General features: G+C 61.4%; 20 protein-coding genes. 2 read left to right on the forward strand and 18 right to left on the reverse strand.

Features of this window, described 5'->3' with window-relative positions:
- Positions 1 to 85: 85 nt before the first annotated feature.
- From DT23_RS01285 to trpB, 4 genes are all read right to left on the reverse strand, one after another.
- Positions 86 to 541, reverse strand: coding sequence for a host attachment family protein (locus tag DT23_RS01285; RefSeq protein ID WP_038127357.1), 456 nt, complete (start codon positions 539 to 541; stop codon positions 86 to 88).
- A complete protein-coding gene (locus DT23_RS01290) occupies positions 541 to 768 on the reverse strand; it encodes a hypothetical protein (protein WP_038127359.1) in 228 nt (75 codons plus the stop codon). The genes DT23_RS01285 and DT23_RS01290 overlap by 1 nt, the downstream gene beginning before the upstream one ends.
- A 136-nt stretch (positions 769 to 904) precedes the next feature.
- On the reverse strand, positions 905 to 1,504 hold the full coding sequence (locus tag DT23_RS01295; RefSeq protein ID WP_038127363.1) for a superoxide dismutase: 600 nt from the start codon (positions 1,502 to 1,504) through the stop codon (positions 905 to 907).
- Between the two features lie 95 nt (positions 1,505 to 1,599).
- A complete protein-coding gene (trpB, locus tag DT23_RS01300; RefSeq protein WP_038127365.1) occupies positions 1,600 to 2,832 on the reverse strand; it encodes a tryptophan synthase subunit beta in 1,233 nt (410 codons plus the stop codon).
- Positions 2,833 to 3,042: 210 nt separating this feature from the next.
- Here trpB and DT23_RS01305 point away from each other — a divergent pair, with 210 nt between their 5' ends.
- Positions 3,043 to 4,140 carry an esterase-like activity of phytase family protein gene (locus DT23_RS01305; protein WP_038127367.1) on the forward strand — a complete coding sequence of 366 codons (1,098 nt, stop codon included), beginning with the start codon at positions 3,043 to 3,045 and terminating at the stop codon, positions 4,138 to 4,140.
- A gap of 48 nt (positions 4,141 to 4,188) precedes the next feature.
- Here DT23_RS01305 and DT23_RS01310 read toward each other — a convergent pair whose 3' ends face one another.
- The 14 genes from DT23_RS01310 to DT23_RS19670 all read right to left on the reverse strand — a co-directional run bounded on the left by DT23_RS01310 (position 4,189) and on the right by DT23_RS19670 (position 15,242).
- A complete protein-coding gene (locus tag DT23_RS01310) occupies positions 4,189 to 4,857 on the reverse strand; it encodes a phosphoribosylanthranilate isomerase (RefSeq protein WP_051696957.1) in 669 nt (222 codons plus the stop codon).
- 3 nt (positions 4,858 to 4,860) lie between these two features.
- Positions 4,861 to 5,217, reverse strand: a complete 357-nt coding sequence (locus DT23_RS01315; RefSeq protein WP_338064209.1) for a lipopolysaccharide assembly protein LapA domain-containing protein — start codon at positions 5,215 to 5,217, stop codon at positions 4,861 to 4,863.
- A 6-nt stretch (positions 5,218 to 5,223) separates the two neighbouring features.
- Positions 5,224 to 5,526, reverse strand: a complete 303-nt coding sequence (gene ihfB / locus DT23_RS01320; protein WP_276202205.1) for an integration host factor subunit beta — start codon at positions 5,524 to 5,526, stop codon at positions 5,224 to 5,226.
- A gap of 277 nt (positions 5,527 to 5,803) precedes the next feature.
- A complete protein-coding gene (gene rpsA, locus DT23_RS01325) occupies positions 5,804 to 7,483 on the reverse strand; it encodes a 30S ribosomal protein S1 (RefSeq protein WP_038127370.1) in 1,680 nt (559 codons plus the stop codon).
- Between the two features lie 199 nt (positions 7,484 to 7,682).
- A complete protein-coding gene (locus DT23_RS18335) occupies positions 7,683 to 8,177 on the reverse strand; it encodes a BLUF domain-containing protein (RefSeq protein WP_051696958.1) in 495 nt (164 codons plus the stop codon).
- Positions 8,178 to 8,273: 96 nt separating this feature from the next.
- Positions 8,274 to 8,819: a glutathione peroxidase gene (locus DT23_RS01335; protein WP_038127373.1), complete on the reverse strand. Its 546-nt coding sequence runs from the start codon at positions 8,817 to 8,819 to the stop codon at positions 8,274 to 8,276.
- A gap of 97 nt (positions 8,820 to 8,916) precedes the next feature.
- Complete coding sequence (locus DT23_RS01340) at positions 8,917 to 9,501, reverse strand: hypothetical protein (RefSeq protein ID WP_051696959.1); 585 nt, start codon at positions 9,499 to 9,501, stop codon at positions 8,917 to 8,919.
- 46 nt (positions 9,502 to 9,547) lie between these two features.
- The gene (locus DT23_RS01345) at positions 9,548 to 10,132 is read right to left on the reverse strand and encodes a (d)CMP kinase (protein ID WP_038127375.1); all 585 of its coding nucleotides are present in this window, start codon (positions 10,130 to 10,132) and stop codon (positions 9,548 to 9,550) included.
- A 117-nt stretch (positions 10,133 to 10,249) separates the two neighbouring features.
- Positions 10,250 to 11,599 carry a 3-phosphoshikimate 1-carboxyvinyltransferase gene (gene aroA / locus DT23_RS01350; RefSeq protein ID WP_038127376.1) on the reverse strand — a complete coding sequence of 450 codons (1,350 nt, stop codon included), beginning with the start codon at positions 11,597 to 11,599 and terminating at the stop codon, positions 10,250 to 10,252.
- Between the two features lie 58 nt (positions 11,600 to 11,657).
- Positions 11,658 to 12,434, reverse strand: a complete 777-nt coding sequence (trmB, locus tag DT23_RS01355; protein ID WP_038127379.1) for a tRNA (guanine(46)-N(7))-methyltransferase TrmB — start codon at positions 12,432 to 12,434, stop codon at positions 11,658 to 11,660.
- 32 nt (positions 12,435 to 12,466) lie between these two features.
- Positions 12,467 to 12,913, reverse strand: a complete 447-nt coding sequence (locus DT23_RS01360; RefSeq protein WP_038127380.1) for a DMT family transporter — start codon at positions 12,911 to 12,913, stop codon at positions 12,467 to 12,469.
- A 508-nt stretch (positions 12,914 to 13,421) separates the two neighbouring features.
- Entirely contained in the window at positions 13,422 to 14,102 is a 681-nt protein-coding gene (locus DT23_RS01365) for a response regulator (RefSeq protein ID WP_038127383.1), read from the reverse strand.
- Positions 14,099 to 14,899 (reverse strand): ATP-binding protein, encoded by an 801-nt coding sequence (locus DT23_RS01370; RefSeq protein ID WP_162177161.1) that lies wholly within the window; start codon positions 14,897 to 14,899, stop codon positions 14,099 to 14,101. Before DT23_RS01370 ends, DT23_RS01365 begins: the two co-directional genes overlap by 4 nt.
- On the reverse strand, positions 14,835 to 15,242 hold the full coding sequence (locus tag DT23_RS19670; protein WP_051696961.1) for a HAMP domain-containing protein: 408 nt from the start codon (positions 15,240 to 15,242) through the stop codon (positions 14,835 to 14,837). The genes DT23_RS01370 and DT23_RS19670 overlap by 65 nt, the downstream gene beginning before the upstream one ends.
- Before the next feature lie 158 nt (positions 15,243 to 15,400).
- Between DT23_RS19670 and DT23_RS01375 the strand changes: the two genes are divergently transcribed.
- Positions 15,401 to 15,604, forward strand: coding sequence for a 4Fe-4S dicluster domain-containing protein (locus DT23_RS01375; protein WP_038127385.1), 204 nt, complete (start codon positions 15,401 to 15,403; stop codon positions 15,602 to 15,604).
- Positions 15,605 to 15,608: the final 4 nt, after the last annotated feature.

Raw genomic sequence — 15,608 nt, forward strand, 5'->3', positions numbered from 1 at the left:
GGAAAGAAAAGGGGGCCACAAAAAAGGGGCCGCAGCGATGCTCGGCCCCCTCTTTATACTGGCGCGTCTCATACTGGCGCGGCGCTCAGGCGTCGCTCAGCTCATCCATGACGATCTTTTCGATCTCGTCGATGGGGTGGTTTGTCAGCGTCTTGTCGATCTCGCCGACCAGCACCGCCTCCACCTCTTTGTGCAGGCTTTGGCGGATCTCACCCAGGATTCGCGGCGCGGCGGCGATCACCAGCCGTTTGATGCGCCCCTGATGCACCATCTTGAACAGCGTATCGGCCAGATCGTCGGCGAACCGCATCTTGGCCAGTTGATGCCAATCCGTCTCATCAAAGGCCGAGCGCTGCCCCGGTCCGCCATCGGCCATCCGCCCCGGCTTATCGGTGCCTTGGTCGCTGTCGGGCGGGTTGTCCTGCTCGTCAATCCGGCGCACGACCAGATTGGGGTCCTGCGCATCCATCATGTTTTCCAGAAACAGCGCCTTTTCGCCATCTGCGATCACGACCCAAGTTTCTTTGGTCAGCTTGGTCATCACATCTTCTCCTTGCTGCCGCTCTCGCGCTGATCGCCACCCAAGGGGCGCGTCTTGCCCGCCGAGGTCTCATCTAGCTTCTTCTTCTCGTCGCGCGTGCCGATCTTGCGTTGCAGATTGCCCCCTGCGCTGCCCTGCCCTGAGGGCGTGTCGATATCCTCGGGGCGCTGGCCCAATATCTCTTCGGTTTCACGCTTGCCATCTTTGGAGCCTGTGCGTTGTGCCATCCTATCCTCCGATCTTTTGTGACTGTCTGAGGAAGAAACACCCGGCAAGGCTGCGTGGTTCCTGTAAAACTTGCCCACACCAAACGAAAAAGGGCGCCCCGCACGGGACGCCCTATCTTAGAAACTGGCAGCGCGATTACATGCGCGAGGCCACGTTTTCCCAGTTCACAAGCTTGTCGAGGAAGTTGCTGAGGTAAGCCGGACGTTTGTTGCGGAAGTCGATGTAGTAGGAGTGCTCCCACACATCGCAGCCCAGTAGCGCGGTCTGACCGAAGCAAAGCGGGTTCACGCCGTTCTCGGTTTTGGTGACCTTGAGACCACCATCGGCCTCTTTCACCAGCCAGGCCCAGCCCGAGCCGAACTGACCCGCACCGGCGGCGGCAAACGCCTCTTTGAATTTGTCGACCGAGCCGAACGTGTCGACCAAGGCCTTTTCGAGCTCGCCCGGCATTTTGTCGCCGCCCGGACCCATCATTTCCCAAAACTGGGTGTGGTTCCAATGCTGCGAGGCGTTGTTGAAGATGCCGTTCTGCGCCACAGCGCCGGCCTGATAGGTGCCCTTGACGACCTCTTCAACCGATTTGCCTTCCCACTCGGTGCCAGCAACGGCCTTGTTGCCATTGTCGACATACGCCTTGTGGTGCAGATCGTGGTGATATTCGAGCGTCTCTTTCGACATGCCAAGACCGGCCAGCGCATCATAGGCATAGGGAAGATCGGGAAGTTCAAAAGCCATTTTATCCTCACTCGGTTCGAAGGTTCGTTGGTTCAACTCTAAAGAAGCGCTCATAAGTCCAAGGTCAAGGCCGATATCGCGATATTGCGGCGCGCTTAGGCCTCCATATCGAAGCCCAGATGCTTGGCCACGGCGAAAATATCCTTATCGCCACGCCCGCACATATTCATCACGATGATATGCTCGCGCGGCAGATCGGGCGCGATCTTCATCACATGGGCAAGCGCGTGGCTGGGTTCCAGCGCGGGGATGATGCCCTCAAGACGACACGAGACCTGGAACGCCTCCAGCGCCTCTTTGTCGGTGATATTGACGTATTGCGCGCGTCCCATGTCATGCAACCAGGAATGTTCCGGCCCGATACCGGGATAGTCCAGTCCGGCCGAGATCGAATGGCCCTCTAGGATCTGGCCATCGTCATCTTGCAGCAGATAGGTGCGGTTGCCATGCAGCACGCCGGGACGCCCGCCGGTGAGGCTGGCGCAATGCTCCATTTTCTCATCCACGCCGTGACCGCCCGCCTCGACGCCGATGATATTGACCGAGGGATCATCCAAGAACGGATGGAACAGCCCCATCGCGTTCGATCCCCCGCCGATCGCGGCAATCAGCGTATCAGGCAAACGGCCCTCGCCCTCTTGTTCCTCTAGCTGCCAGCGCACTTCCTTGCCGATGATCGACTGGAAATCGCGCACCATCGCCGGGTAAGGGTGCGGGCCAGCGACCGTGCCGATGCAGTAAAACGTATCGCGCACATTGGTCACCCAGTCGCGCAGCGCATCATTCATCGCGTCTTTCAACGTGCCACGGCCCGACTTGACCGGCACCACCTCGGCACCCAACAGGCGCATACGGAAGACGTTGGGGGCCTGACGCTCGACATCGGTCGCGCCCATGTAAACGACGCATTTCAGACCGAATTTCGCGCACACGGTCGCCGTCGCCACGCCATGCTGGCCCGCGCCCGTTTCCGCGATGATGCGCGTCTTGCCCATGCGGCGCGCCAGCAGGATCTGGCCCAGCACGTTGTTGATCTTATGCGCGCCGGTGTGGTTCAGCTCGTCACGCTTGAGATAAATCTTCGCGCCGCCCAGTTCCTCGGTCAGACGGGGCGCGAAATAGAGCGGGCTGGGGCGGCCCACGTAATGCTTCCACAGATCGTCCATCTCGGCCCAAAAGGTCGGGTCGGTCTTGGCATGTTCATACTGTGCCTCAAGCGCAAGGATCAGCGGCATCAGCGTCTCGGACACAAAGCGCCCGCCGAAAATGCCAAAGCGCCCGTTATCGTCAGGCACATTCATGAAGGAATTGATCAGATCGTCGGCCATGGCTTACCTCGCACAGATGTCTTGCACAGGGATGTAGCGCCAAAACGCCCCAAGATAAAGCGCCCGTCGCGCGCGCGCCGCCCTCGATTTCACCTGCGCGCGCTCACGCGAATGTTTGCCCCCCGCTCTGGACATGAGCAAACCTGACACGAGACTGTTTGGCGCGCATGATTAAGACGCGCACGGATATTCTCAGCCTCGGAACATATAATGCGACACCTCCTGTTCAGCGCCGCCCTCGCGATCGCCCCGCTTACCGCTTTTGCCCAAAGCGCCCCGGCCCCGTTGCCCAAACCCGACCTGTTGGGCGAATTCGTGCTGCCCACCGGACTGTCGATCAATGGTGTCGGCTTGGGCGGGTTGTCCGATCTGTCCTATGACGGGCAGACTAACAGCTTTTATACGATCTCGGATGACAAGGGGGACTTCGGCCCGCCCCGGTTCTACACGCTCAAGCTTGATGTTGCGAAGGGCCGCTTTGCGGGGCTCGATATTGCCAGCGAGACGGTGCTGCAAAAGCCCGGAGGCGGAGCTTTCGGACGGTCAGAGGCCGATGGCGAGGGAATCGCAGTCGATCCCGCGCATGACCGGATGTTCTGGTCCTCGGAACGCAACGCAAAAGGTGTGCCTGCGATTTATGAGGCCAAACTTGACGGGTCGGACGCGAAAATGCTGCCGCTGCCGCCCGCCTATCAGCCCGATGCGGCCAAGTCCCATGGTACGCGCGACAACCTGTCTTTCGAAGGGCTTGATCTAAGCGCGGATGGCAAGACGCTGTATGTTTCCACCGAGAATGCGTTGATCCAGGACGGGCCGATGGCGACATTCACCGATCACAGCCCCGCGCGGATCATGGAGATCGACACCGCGACCGGCAAACCCACCGCGCAATATATCTACATGACCGACACAATCCCTGCCAAGCCCGCGAAAGAGGGCGGCAGCGCCGATAACGGCATCTCGGCGCTTGCCACCCTGCCCGATGGCCGGTTGGTGCTGGTCGAGCGCAATTATTCGGCGGGGGTGGGCAATAATATCCGCTTTTACATCGTCGATCTGAGTGGGGCCACGAATATCAACGGGCAGGACAAGGCGGACCTGTCCAAGATCACACCGGCGAAAAAGACGCTGTGGTTTGCGCTGACGCCCGACACCCCCGATGTGAAGGTGGACAACCTTGAGGATCTTGCCTTTGGCCCGGTGATTGATGGCAAGCAGACGTTGCTGACGGCGACCGACAACAATTTCAACCGCCATCAGGCGACGCGGTTCAAACTGTTCACAATGCCGCCGCTGCCGGGAAAGTAGCCTTGTGACAAGACATGTGGCGGCCCCGATTGCGGGCCGCCCGCCTGTTCAGCGCGCCGCAGCCAGAAAGGCATGAATCCGGTCGCCATCTTTGACCCCCGGCGCGCTTTCCACGCCAGACGATACATCCACCTGACGCGCGCCAGTCAGGCGGATCGCCTCTGCCACATTGTCAGGCGTCAGCCCCCCCGCGAGCATCCACGGCTTGGCCCATTGGCGATCCGCGATCAGCTGCCAGTCAAAGGCCAGACCATTGCCGCCAGGCAGCGCCGTGCCTTTCGGGGCTTTGGCATCAAGCAAAATCTGATCGGCCACGGCCTCATACTCGGCAATCTTGGGCAGATCGCCTGCCTCGGCCACGCCCACGGCTTTCATCACCGGCAGGCCGTAACGCGCGCGAATTTCGGCCACGCGCGCCGGTGTTTCGCTGCCATGAAGCTGCAACATATCAAGGGGCGCAGCGGCGCAGATCGCGTCCAGCTCGGCATCTGTGGCATTCACCACGAGGGCGACCTTGGCCACGCCGGGCGCGACCTCTATTGCCAAGTCGCGCGCCTGCGCAATCTCAAGATGGCGCGGTGATTTCGCGAAAAACACAAAGCCCAGATAACGTGCGCCCGCCGCCACCGCCGCGCTGACATCCTCTGCCGTGCGCAAGCCGCAGATTTTTACGCGCACCGCGCCGGGTGCGCCGCGATCAATGGCAACCGTGGTCATGGCTTAGCGCGCAGGCGTTTCAAGCAGCGCCAGAACGTCGTCCTTGGGGCCGTCTTTTTCGTGGCGCAGCGTTTTGACCTCGGCTTCAAGCTTGTTGGCCTTGCGGGTAGCGCGGCTGGCGGTGCGGCGCAGGCGTGCCTCGCGAATCCACTCCCAGACAAAGCCGATCAGCAGGCCGATCAGCACCCCCGCGAAAATCACGAGGAACAGCGGCATCTGCACGCTCCAGCTATAGCCAAGGAACGAGCCTGCCTCGGCGGGCAGCAGCCGCAAGGTGACGATGTCACGATTGGCGAGCGCCAGAGCGATCAAGACAATGGCCAAAAGGCCCAGAAACAGCAGCCGAAGCGCACGCATCATCGTGAATTAGTCCTCTTGTCCGTTCAACCGGTCGCGCAGCAGCTTGCCGGTCTTGAAGAAGGGAACGTGTTTTTCGTCCACCTCAACAGCCTCGCCCGTGCGCGGGTTGCGCCCGACGCGGGCATCGCGCTGTTTGACCGAAAACGCGCCAAAGCCGCGCAGCTCGACCCGATCACCAGCGGCCAGCGCCTCGGTGATCTCGTCGAAAATCGTATTCACGATCTTCTCGACATCCCGCTGAAACAGATGCGGGTTATCCTCAGAAATCTTCGCGATCAACTCAGATCGGATCATCGTCATTCCCCCCACGGGTTGCGCCGGGTTAACCCCCCGGATCGTCAAAGCTATTTGGATCACTATAGGATCAAAGTGAAGCGCGCGGAACACCAAAGGCTTGAGATTTCGGTGCGTTTAATGGCTGTTACGCCCCTCAGAAGCGGATTTTCGCTTTTGCAAATGCAGAAAACGCCGCGCCGGTCGGGGTAAATCACGCATGCAAAACGCGAATCCCGAATCGCTTGGAACGCAAAAGGCCCCGCCAAACCGGCGGGGCCCATGCGTGACAGGACGGGCCTGTCAGATCGTTTTACTGGTCGCCTTTGAGAGCGGCGCCCAGGATATCGCCCAGCGATGCACCCGAGTCCGACGAGCCGTATTGTTCCACGGCGTCTTTCTCTTCTGCGATCTCGCGCGCTTTGATCGACACGCCCAGCTTGCGGGTTTTGGAATCCACAGCCGTAACGCGCACGTCGACCTTGTCACCCACGCCGAAACGCTCGGGGCGCTGGTCGGCACGGTCGCGTGCCAGATCGGAGCGGCGGATAAACGACTTCATGCCGTTATATTCCACTTCGATCCCGCCATCTTCGATCGCGGTGACCGTGACGGTGATGATCGTGCCACGCTTCACGCCGTCAACGGCATCAGAGAACGTGTCAGCATCCAGCGCTTTGACCGAAAGCGAGATACGCTCTTTGTCGGTGTCCACTTCGGTGACAGCGGCCTTGACCATGTCGCCTTTGCGGAACGACTGGATCGCGTCTTCGCCGCGCTGGTCCCAGCTCAGGTCGGAGAGGTGAACCATGCCGTCGATGTCGTTGTCGAGACCAACGAACAGACCGAATTCGGTGATGTTCTTGACTTCGCCTTCGATGACGGTGCCCACCGGATGGGTTTCGGCAAAGACTTCCCACGGGTTGCGCATGGTCTGTTTAAGACCGAGGCTGACGCGGCGCTTGGCAGTGTCGATTTCCAGCACCATGACCTCAACCTCTTGCGAGGTCGAAACGATCTTGCCGGGATGGACGTTTTTCTTCGTCCACGACATTTCCGAAACGTGCACCAGACCTTCGACGCCCGGTTCCAGCTCAACAAATGCACCGTAATCGGTGATGTTGGTCACGCGGCCGGTATGAACCGACTCAAGCGGGAACTTGGACTCAACAGCATCCCACGGATCGGACTGGAGCTGTTTCATGCCCAGACTGATACGGTGGGTTTCCTTGTTGATCTTGACGACCTGAACCTTGACCGTCTCGCCGATCGCAAGGATCTCGGAGGGGTGGTTCACACGGCGCCATGCCATGTCGGTGACGTGCAGCAGGCCGTCCACACCGCCGAGATCGACGAATGCGCCGTATTCGGTGATGTTCTTGACGACGCCTTCGACTTCCTGACCCTCGGTGAGGTTCGCGATGACCTCGGCGCGCTGTTCGGCGCGGCTTTCCTCAAGGATAGCACGGCGCGACACGACGATATTGCCGCGGCGACGGTCCATTTTCAGGATTTGGAAGGGCTGCTTGAGACCCATCAGCGGGCCTGCATCGCGCACGGGGCGCACATCGACTTGCGAGCCGGGCAGGAACGCAACAGCGCCGCCCAGATCGACGGTGAAGCCGCCTTTGACGCGACCAAAGATAGCGCCTTCGACGCGGTCTTCTTTCGCATAGGCTTCTTCAAGACGATCCCAAGCTTCTTCGCGGCGAGCTTTCTCGCGCGAAATAACAGCCTCGCCACGCACGTTTTCAACGCGGTCAAGGAACACCTCGACTTCGTCGCCAACAGCGATTTTGGGCGCTTCGCCGGGATCGGCGAATTCTTTAAGGTCAACGCGGCCTTCCATTTTGTAGCCGACGTCGATGATGGCTTGACCGGCCTCGATGGCGATCACTTTGCCTTTGACGACCGAACCCTCTTGGGGGGTGTCGATCTCGAGGCTCTCGTTCAAGAGGGCTTCGAATTCTTCCATGGTTGCTTTAGCGCACATGCGTATACAGTTTCCTTTTCATCTTCGGTTTTCTGGCCTTGCGGTTGGCTCCGCCGGTCTTTCATTGAATATGCCGTTCCGGGCCATGGCGATGCCAGACCCTTTCAGACCGCGCCGATATAGGTGGGATTCGCCGCTACGGCAAGCTTTCTTTGGGCTGCGCGCGCAGCGGGCGCGGCCATGAACGCCCCGGCGCGCGCTATTGTGCGGCGGAAATCCGGGCCAGGTAATCGCCTTCGCTTTCGCGCGGCGCGCGCGCCAGCGGCTGGATCGAGCCGAACTGCATCGCGGAATGGGCCGCGCGCACCAGCCCGGCCCAGACACCTTGCACGCGATCAGGGCTCAAGGTCGGGCGCGTGCCGTCAAGATCGCACTCCAGCCCCAGCTCGGAATCGATGAAGTGATCATACCCCATCGACCAGCCTTCAAAGGGTGAGTCTGACGGCGCAGGCGCGCGCAACAACAGGTCCATATCGGCATGGCGCGAATCTTTGCCCAAACGCTGATACAAGGCATCCACCGCATCCGCCGGACCATGCAGCGCTTGAACGAACTGATCGCCCGTGCGCCACAGATAGCCGGTGATCCCCTGCGCGGCATTATTGAGCAACGCCGCGCGCAGGATGTCGCGGTCACTGTCGTCGAAGTCGGCGAACGTGGGAACGGAACGGTAGAGCAGGTGAACAAATTCCATGGTAGTCATCTCGCATAAACATATTGGGATGTCTTCTGACATGCCTGACGCGCATGGAGTATAACATAAAATATAGCTTGCAAGGTTTTCGCCCGCCTACATCGCCTGTGACAGCGCCGCTTCAATCGGCCCGGTCATCCAAGCCGAAAGCGGATCGGCGCTGGCGGGAAAGGTGTCAATCACCTCGCCATCGCGCCCCAAAAGCACCTTGTTGAAATTCCAACTCGGCTCAAATCCACGCTCCGTGCGCAACCACGCATAGAACGGGTGCGCCCCCGCGCCCTTGACCTTGGTGATCTGCGCCATGGGCAGTTCGGCCCCGAACGTCATCGCGCAGTATTTCTTGGCCTCTTCGCCCGTCGTGAGTTCCTGCTTGAAATCGTTGGAGGGCACGGTCAGCACGATCAGTCCCTTGTCGCCATATTGATCGGCCAAGGTCTGCAACTCGGTGAATTGCCCCGCAAACCCGCATTTCGAGGCGGTGTTCACCACCAAAACGACCTTGCCCTTGTAATCGGCCAGCCTCATCTGCCCACCCTCAACCAGATCAAAACGCAGATCGGGCGGCATCGCGGGGCTGGCAATGGCAAAGCCCAGCGTTAGGGTGAAGGCGACCAAGGTTGCGGCAAGACGGGCGATCATCGATCCGATATCCTTACAAATCCAGATGCAGCGAGAACGTGCTTACGCGCAGTTTGATTCACTGTCTTGTGAAGATACATCTAATATACGCCGTTTGCTAATCACAAATTCGGCTAACCTCGCGGTAACGGGGCACTGGAAACTCTGGAATCTCCAAAGGATCGCGCGGGCTTACACCGGGCATCCGCGCATCGGGCGTCACGCTCACGCTTTCGGGATCAAGCGCGAGGCGCTGGCAAATTCCAAGGCTGGTTTGCGCAATCGTCGCCAGATTGCGCAAATCCACCAGATGCCCGCCCTTGCGCGCATAGCCAGTGACGCCAAATTCCAGCGGCGGATCTAGCGCGAAACGCTGCGTCTGCGCCCCGAACAGCCCCACGCGCCCCTGCCAATCCTCCCCCTTCCCGCTTGCGATCTGCAATTCGAACTGGCCCGGCGGCACCAGAAGGCGAAAGAACGCCCCGCCCTGTGCATAGGCCCCGATCACATCGCGCCCGCTCGCCACATCGCGCAAGACAAAGTAATAATCGCGCCCCTCCGCAGTCTTGATCTGCAAAGGGAGCGTGCGCGGCAGCGCGGTGTCAGACCACAGCAAACCTTGCGGGCGCGCCAAACCCTGTGCACTGGCTTGCGCCACAGCAGGCCCGGCAAGCAACAGACAAAGGCAAATCAAACGGATCATAGCCTTGATATGGGGTCGCGAGGCGCAAACGCCAATCAGCTGCGTATCATCTCAGGCGCGCTTCGATCAGATCGCAGGCCGCCGCGACCGCTGCGTCAATGCTCATTTCCGAGGTATCCAGCACCAGCGCATCCTCGGCAGGGCGCAGCGGCGCATCGGCGCGCCCCATGTCGCGCGCATCGCGCTCGCGTACATCAGCCAGCACCGCGCGCTCATCGCCGCCCAGTTCCAACCAACGCCGATGCGCGCGCACTTCGGCACTGGCGGTGACGAACAGCTTCACCTCGGCATCCGGGCAGATCACGGTGCCAATATCGCGCCCGTCCAGTACCGCCCCACCCTCGCGGCGGGCAAACGCGCGCTGAAACTGCACCAAAGCGGCGCGCACCTCTGGGATCGCCGCGACTTTCGAGGCCGCCTGCCCCGCCTCTCCGGTGCGCAGGTCATCGCGCGCCAGATCCGCCGGGCAAAGCGCGCGCGCCGCCTCCACCGGGTCGCCGCCCTTCACCCCAACCGCACGATAAAGCGCGCCCGTATCCAGATGCGCAAAGCCAAACCGTTCGGCCACGGCGCGACTGATCGTACCTTTGCCAGCCGCAGCAGGCCCATCAATCGCAACGGTGAAACGCATGATCGAACCTTTCCTATCGAGGCATCTGTCGGAGCCTCCGGCGGGAGTATTTTCAGCTAGATGAAAGCAAAGCCCCATTTCATCTAGCCCTAAATACTCCCCGCGGAGCGTCCTGTCCTAATGAGTGTCGCGCGTAATGCTTGCCCCAAGCTGCGCCATCAGGTCTTCGAAAATCGGGAAAGAGGTGGCGATAGGGGTAGCGTCATCCACCGAGACCGGGTTCTGCGCCGCCATCCCCAGCACGAGGAAACTCATGGCGATGCGGTGATCAAGATGGCTGGCACAGGTCGCCCCCCCCGGCACGCCGCCCGGTCCCATACCGTGCACGATCAGCGTGTCTTCGTCCTCCTCGATGCGCACGCCGCAGGCCTCAAGCCCGCGCGCCATCGCGTCGATCCGGTCGCTTTCCTTGACGCGCAGCTCATGCACGCCAGGCATCCGCGTGACGCCCGTGGCGCAGGCTGCGACGACCGAGAGCACGGGATATTCGTCGATCTGGGCTGAGGCACGCGCGGCGGGTACGTCGATGCCGTGCAGCGCGCTATAGCGCACGCGCAGATCAGCCACCGGTTCTCCGCCCTCTTCGCGCGGGTTGAGGAACTCGATATCCGCGCCCATTTCTTTAAGTGTGATGAACAGCCCATTGCGCGTAGGGTTCTGGCTGACACCAGGCACCAGAATATCAGACCCCGGCACGATTAGCGCCGCGCAGACCGGAAACGCCGCAGATGAGGGGTCGCGCGGCACGGCGACCTCTTGGGCGACCAGTTCGGGCTGGCCTTGCAGGGTGATCACCTGCCCTTCATCGGTTTGCTCGACCGTGACATCAGCGCCAAAGCCGCGCAGCATGCGTTCGGTGTGATCGCGCGTCGGGATTTTCTCGATCACGACCGTCTGGCCCGGCGCGTTCAACCCCGCCAGCAGCACAGCTGATTTCACCTGCGCCGAGGCCATCGGCGGCGTGTAGCGCACCGGCACTGGATCGCGTGCGCCCACAACGGTCATGGGAAGTCGTCCGCCCGCGCGGCCATAGCTTTGCGCGCCAAACAACGCGATCGGATCGGTGATGCGCCCCATCGGACGTTTGCGCAGGCTGGCATCGCCGGTGAAGGTTGCGGTGATGGGTGAAGTTGCCATGCAGCCCATGATCAGGCGCACGCCAGTGCCCGAATTGCCGCAATCGATCACCTGCTCGGGCTCGGCAAAGCCACCCACACCCACGCCATGCACCGACCACGCACCGGGGCCGTGTTGCGTCACCTCGGCCCCGAAGGCACGCATCGCGCGGGCCGTGTCGAGAACATCCTCGCCTTCCAGCAGGCCGGTGATCTTGGTCTCGCCCACAGAAAGCGCGCCAAAGATCAGCGCGCGATGGCTGATGGATTTGTCGCCCGGCACCTGCGCTGTGCCTTGCAAGGGCGCGGATTTGCGCGCGGTCATCTTGATCGGATCGCCGTGGCCGGACATCGCTCTCTCCCACAATTTGCGCATCTTGTTAGCGCGAAGGCGCGCCGCTCGAAAGCCCTCAAACCCGCCGGTAAGTCAGGTAATGCGGCTTGCGCCCCTCGCGCAGGGCTTTTTGTTCATAGCGCGTCGACAGCCAGTCATCCCAAGGCGTATCCCAATCGCCCGAAACGGGCTGGGGATCGTCAAAATCAAACGCGGCGGGCACGCTAAATTGCGCCTCAAACCCCGCTTGCGGGATTTCCTGCACAGCCTGACGGACGTAATCGGGAATGTCGGTCGCCACACGAAATTCAGCGCCGGGTTTAAGCGCGCGGTGCAGCGGCTCCAGATGTTCCTGCGTCACGAACCGGCGGCGATGATGTTTCGATTTCGGCCAAGGATCGGGATAAAGCAGAAACGCCTTGTCGATACTGGCCTCGGGCAGCACATCCATCAAATCGCGCGCATCACCGGGATGCACCGCAATATTGGAAATCCTGGCACGGCGCAGCTTGCCCAGCAGCATCGCGACGCCGTTAACATAGGGCTCGCAGCCGATGATTTCGACGTCCGGATAGGTCTGGGCCATATGCGCGATATGCTCGCCCCCGCCAAAGCCGACCTCCAGCCAGACCGGCTTGCCGTGAAACCGCGTGACCATATCAAGCGGGTTGCGGTCGGGGTTCACGTCCCACCCCACCGCGCCGGGGGTCAGCGCCGCCAGATCCTCGCGCAGATAGTCTTTTTGCGCCTTGTTCAGCGTCTTGCCGTTGCGGCGACCATAAAAATTGCGCCACGGGGCCGCGTTGGGATCAAGGTGGGCGCTATCGCCAGAGGGGTCATCATGCTGTGTCATGGCCGCGCCTCTAGCGGGAGGGGGCGCAAAACTCAAGCCTTCTGAATCAGCCACAGCCCGAAACACATCGCGCTAATGCCCATGCCCCGCGTCAGGGTGAACGGGCGCACCAAGGCACCAAACAGCCCGAACTGGTCGATCAGGGCCGCCGAGATCATCTGCCCGAGCAGCACGAAAAACACCGCATTTCCGACCCCAAAGCGCGGCGCGATGAAGGTGATTGAGAGAACATAAAACGCCACCAGCAGCCCGGCGAGGAACAGATACCACGGCTGGCTTGGCAGCCGCGCGATCGGAGATGGGCCGGTTGTGATCAGCATCACAGACACCGCCCCGCCAAGTGCGACGCAAAACAGCACCACCGCCGCCACCGCCGGAGAGCCGATACGTGCGCCAAGCTGGGCATTGAGCGCCGCGAGAACCGGAATGCCAAGCCCGGCGGACAGCATGATGCTTGCGTAGCGTAGGTAATCGGGCATGGCGACTTTCCAGATAGGTTTCGCGGCCAACTTGGCGCGGGGCGCGCGATTGGGCAAGGTCTTTGGTGGCGCGGGGATGATTTATGCAAAGCGGCGCGGCGCGCGGCGGGGAGGCACGCTACCTTATATTTTTGCGACGATCCTAGCCGGACGGGCATGACCATGGAGGCATTGTGATGATCTTGATTTGGATCGGCACGAAAACGTTTTGAAATCAGATCCCTAAACCTATTTCCTCATCCCTCCCAAGCTCCATTCCATATGCGCAATGTCACCGCATGATGATGTCAACCCAACGTAAACTAGAGCCTCACATAATACTCGTACCGGCGAAACTGGCCTTTGGAGCGCGCGTTTTGCTGTTGCGTTCCGGCCTTGGTCTTGGCCTTGCAGCGGCGGCGGCCACTCTGGTTCTGGCGCAGGATGCACCGCCCCCGCCGAAGAACTGAGGTATGAGCAACTGAGCTTACCCCGGCCCGCCTGTCCCGCAAGACTGGCGGGTCAAATTTTACGCCCCGTATGCGTAGCCGACGCCATAGACCGAACGGATCAACTCGACCGCCGGTTCAAGCGCTTTCACCTTGAGGCGGATATTCTTGATATGGCTGTCGATGGTGCGATCAAACACATCGGAATCATCGGGAAAGGCCATCTCCAGAAGCTGCGCGCGCGAGAACACCCGCCCCGGACGTTTGTGCAGCGTGTGCAGGATCTGAAACTCGCGCTTCGTCAGATCCAGCGGCTTGCTCGATAGCGTCGCGCGCCAGCTTTCGGGATCCATCACAAGGCCGTCTTCGGGCGTATCGGCGTCTTGCGCGGGCGCGGCGCGGCGCAGGATCGCCTTGATCCGGGCCACCAACTCGCGCGGGCTGAAAGGTTTGCATAGGTAGTCATCCGCGCCCAGTTCCAGCCCGAGAAGGCGGTCGATTTCCTCGACCCGCGCTGTCTCCATGATGATCGGCACATCGCTTTTTGCGCGGAGTTCACGGCAGATCGTCAGACCGTCCTTACCCGGCAGCATGATGTCCAGAACCACAAGATCAGGCTGCGCCGCCAGCACGCGCTCGACGGCATGGGTGCCATCCCACAAGATGTCGACCGCCATGCCCGCCTGCGCCAGATAATCGCGCAGCACCTCGGCCAGATCGGGTTCATCCTCGATGATCATGATACGTTTTTGCGCGCTCATGCGGTCTCTCCATAGGGTAGCGTCATGCGGATATGCAGCCCGCCCATCCGGGACGGCGCGGCGGTGATCTGCCCGCCATGCGCCTCGACGATGGCCTTGCAGATCGCCAGCCCCAGCCCCGAGCCGCCCTTGGCGCGCGAGCGCGACGCCTCGCCGCGATGGAACCGGTCAAACAGGCGCGACATCGACGCGTCAGAGGGCGCGGGCGCGGTATCGTCCAGCGTCAGATAGGCTGCGCTGTCGCCCGCCCAAACCCGCATCTTTACGCTGCCCGGCGGATCGGTATAGCGCAGCGCATTGGATAGCAGATTGTCGATCACCTGCCCGATCCGCCCGGCATCGCAGGACAGCTGGACCGGCTTGGCGATCTCGGTGACCAGCTCAAGCCCGGCGGCGGCAAACCCCTCGCTCGCACTATTGGCGGCGGCTTGCGCGATCCGTGCCAGATCAGCGGGGCCACGATCGGCAATCAGGCTGTCTTCGCGCCACGCGCTGAGCAGGCGCAGGTCGGACACCAGTCGCGTCAGGCGCGCCACCGCATCCTCCATCGCGCCAAGGGTTTGCGGATCGGCGCGGCGCACGCCATCCTGCAACGCCTCGATATGGGCGCGCAGAACGGCCAAAGGTGTTTGCAACTCGTGACTGGTATCAGAGACCCATTGGCGTTGCGCGCGCTCTGCGGCCTCTAGGCTTTCGGCAAGCGCGTTGTAGTGGTCAATCAACTGGCCCAGCTCATCCTTGCCCCGGCGCGGAATACGCGAGGCATATTCGCCCCCCCGCCAGCCGCTTGGCCCCACGCTCCAGCGCCCGGATCGGCACAAGGAACCCGCGCGCCAACAGCGCCGCCCCGATGCCCGACAGCACCAGCGCCAGCACCGCCGCATACAGTAACGAGCGAAACTGCGAGCGCAGGAAAAACGCGTCGGTGCTGTTCTGGATCGCGCCCGGCGCAACGATGCCCAGCCATCCAATCGGCGCGGCCCCCTTCACAGCATCCGGTGCGGTGATCGCGCGTTTCTCAATCTCCTGCCCACCGATCTGATTGTCGCCGACGACGACTTTGCCACCCGCATCCAGCAGGCGGCTGACGCCCCCCCAGCACACAAGCTCTTGTCGCGCGAACGCCGGAAATTTTCGCAACAGGTGTCATTTTGTCCGCACAGCCACCCGATCACTCCACATTCGGGTGTCAGATTGGTCACAAGGACGACCCTGGGCTGGTGTTCCCCCACACTTCCCTTCCCCTAGTGCCCGGGGCCGCCCGAGTGATCTTTTGACCGATCAGGCGGATGAAACTCATGACCGTCAAAAGCATCAATGGCTGCATTGGCTGCGAAGAATGCGTGAAGTCCTGCCCCTGTGACGTGCTGCGCATGGAAAAGGGCAAAGCGGTGATCGCCTATCCCGCCGATTGCCAGATCTGCCACCTGTGCCGGATGTATTGCCCCGTAGATGCCATCGAGATGGCACCGGAGAAATCCATTCCCGTCATCGTGCCGTAGGGAT

Origin of the sequence: Thioclava indica (assembly GCF_000714545.1) — a bacterium.
In the GTDB taxonomy this organism is placed as follows: domain Bacteria; phylum Pseudomonadota; class Alphaproteobacteria; order Rhodobacterales; family Rhodobacteraceae; genus Thioclava; species Thioclava indica.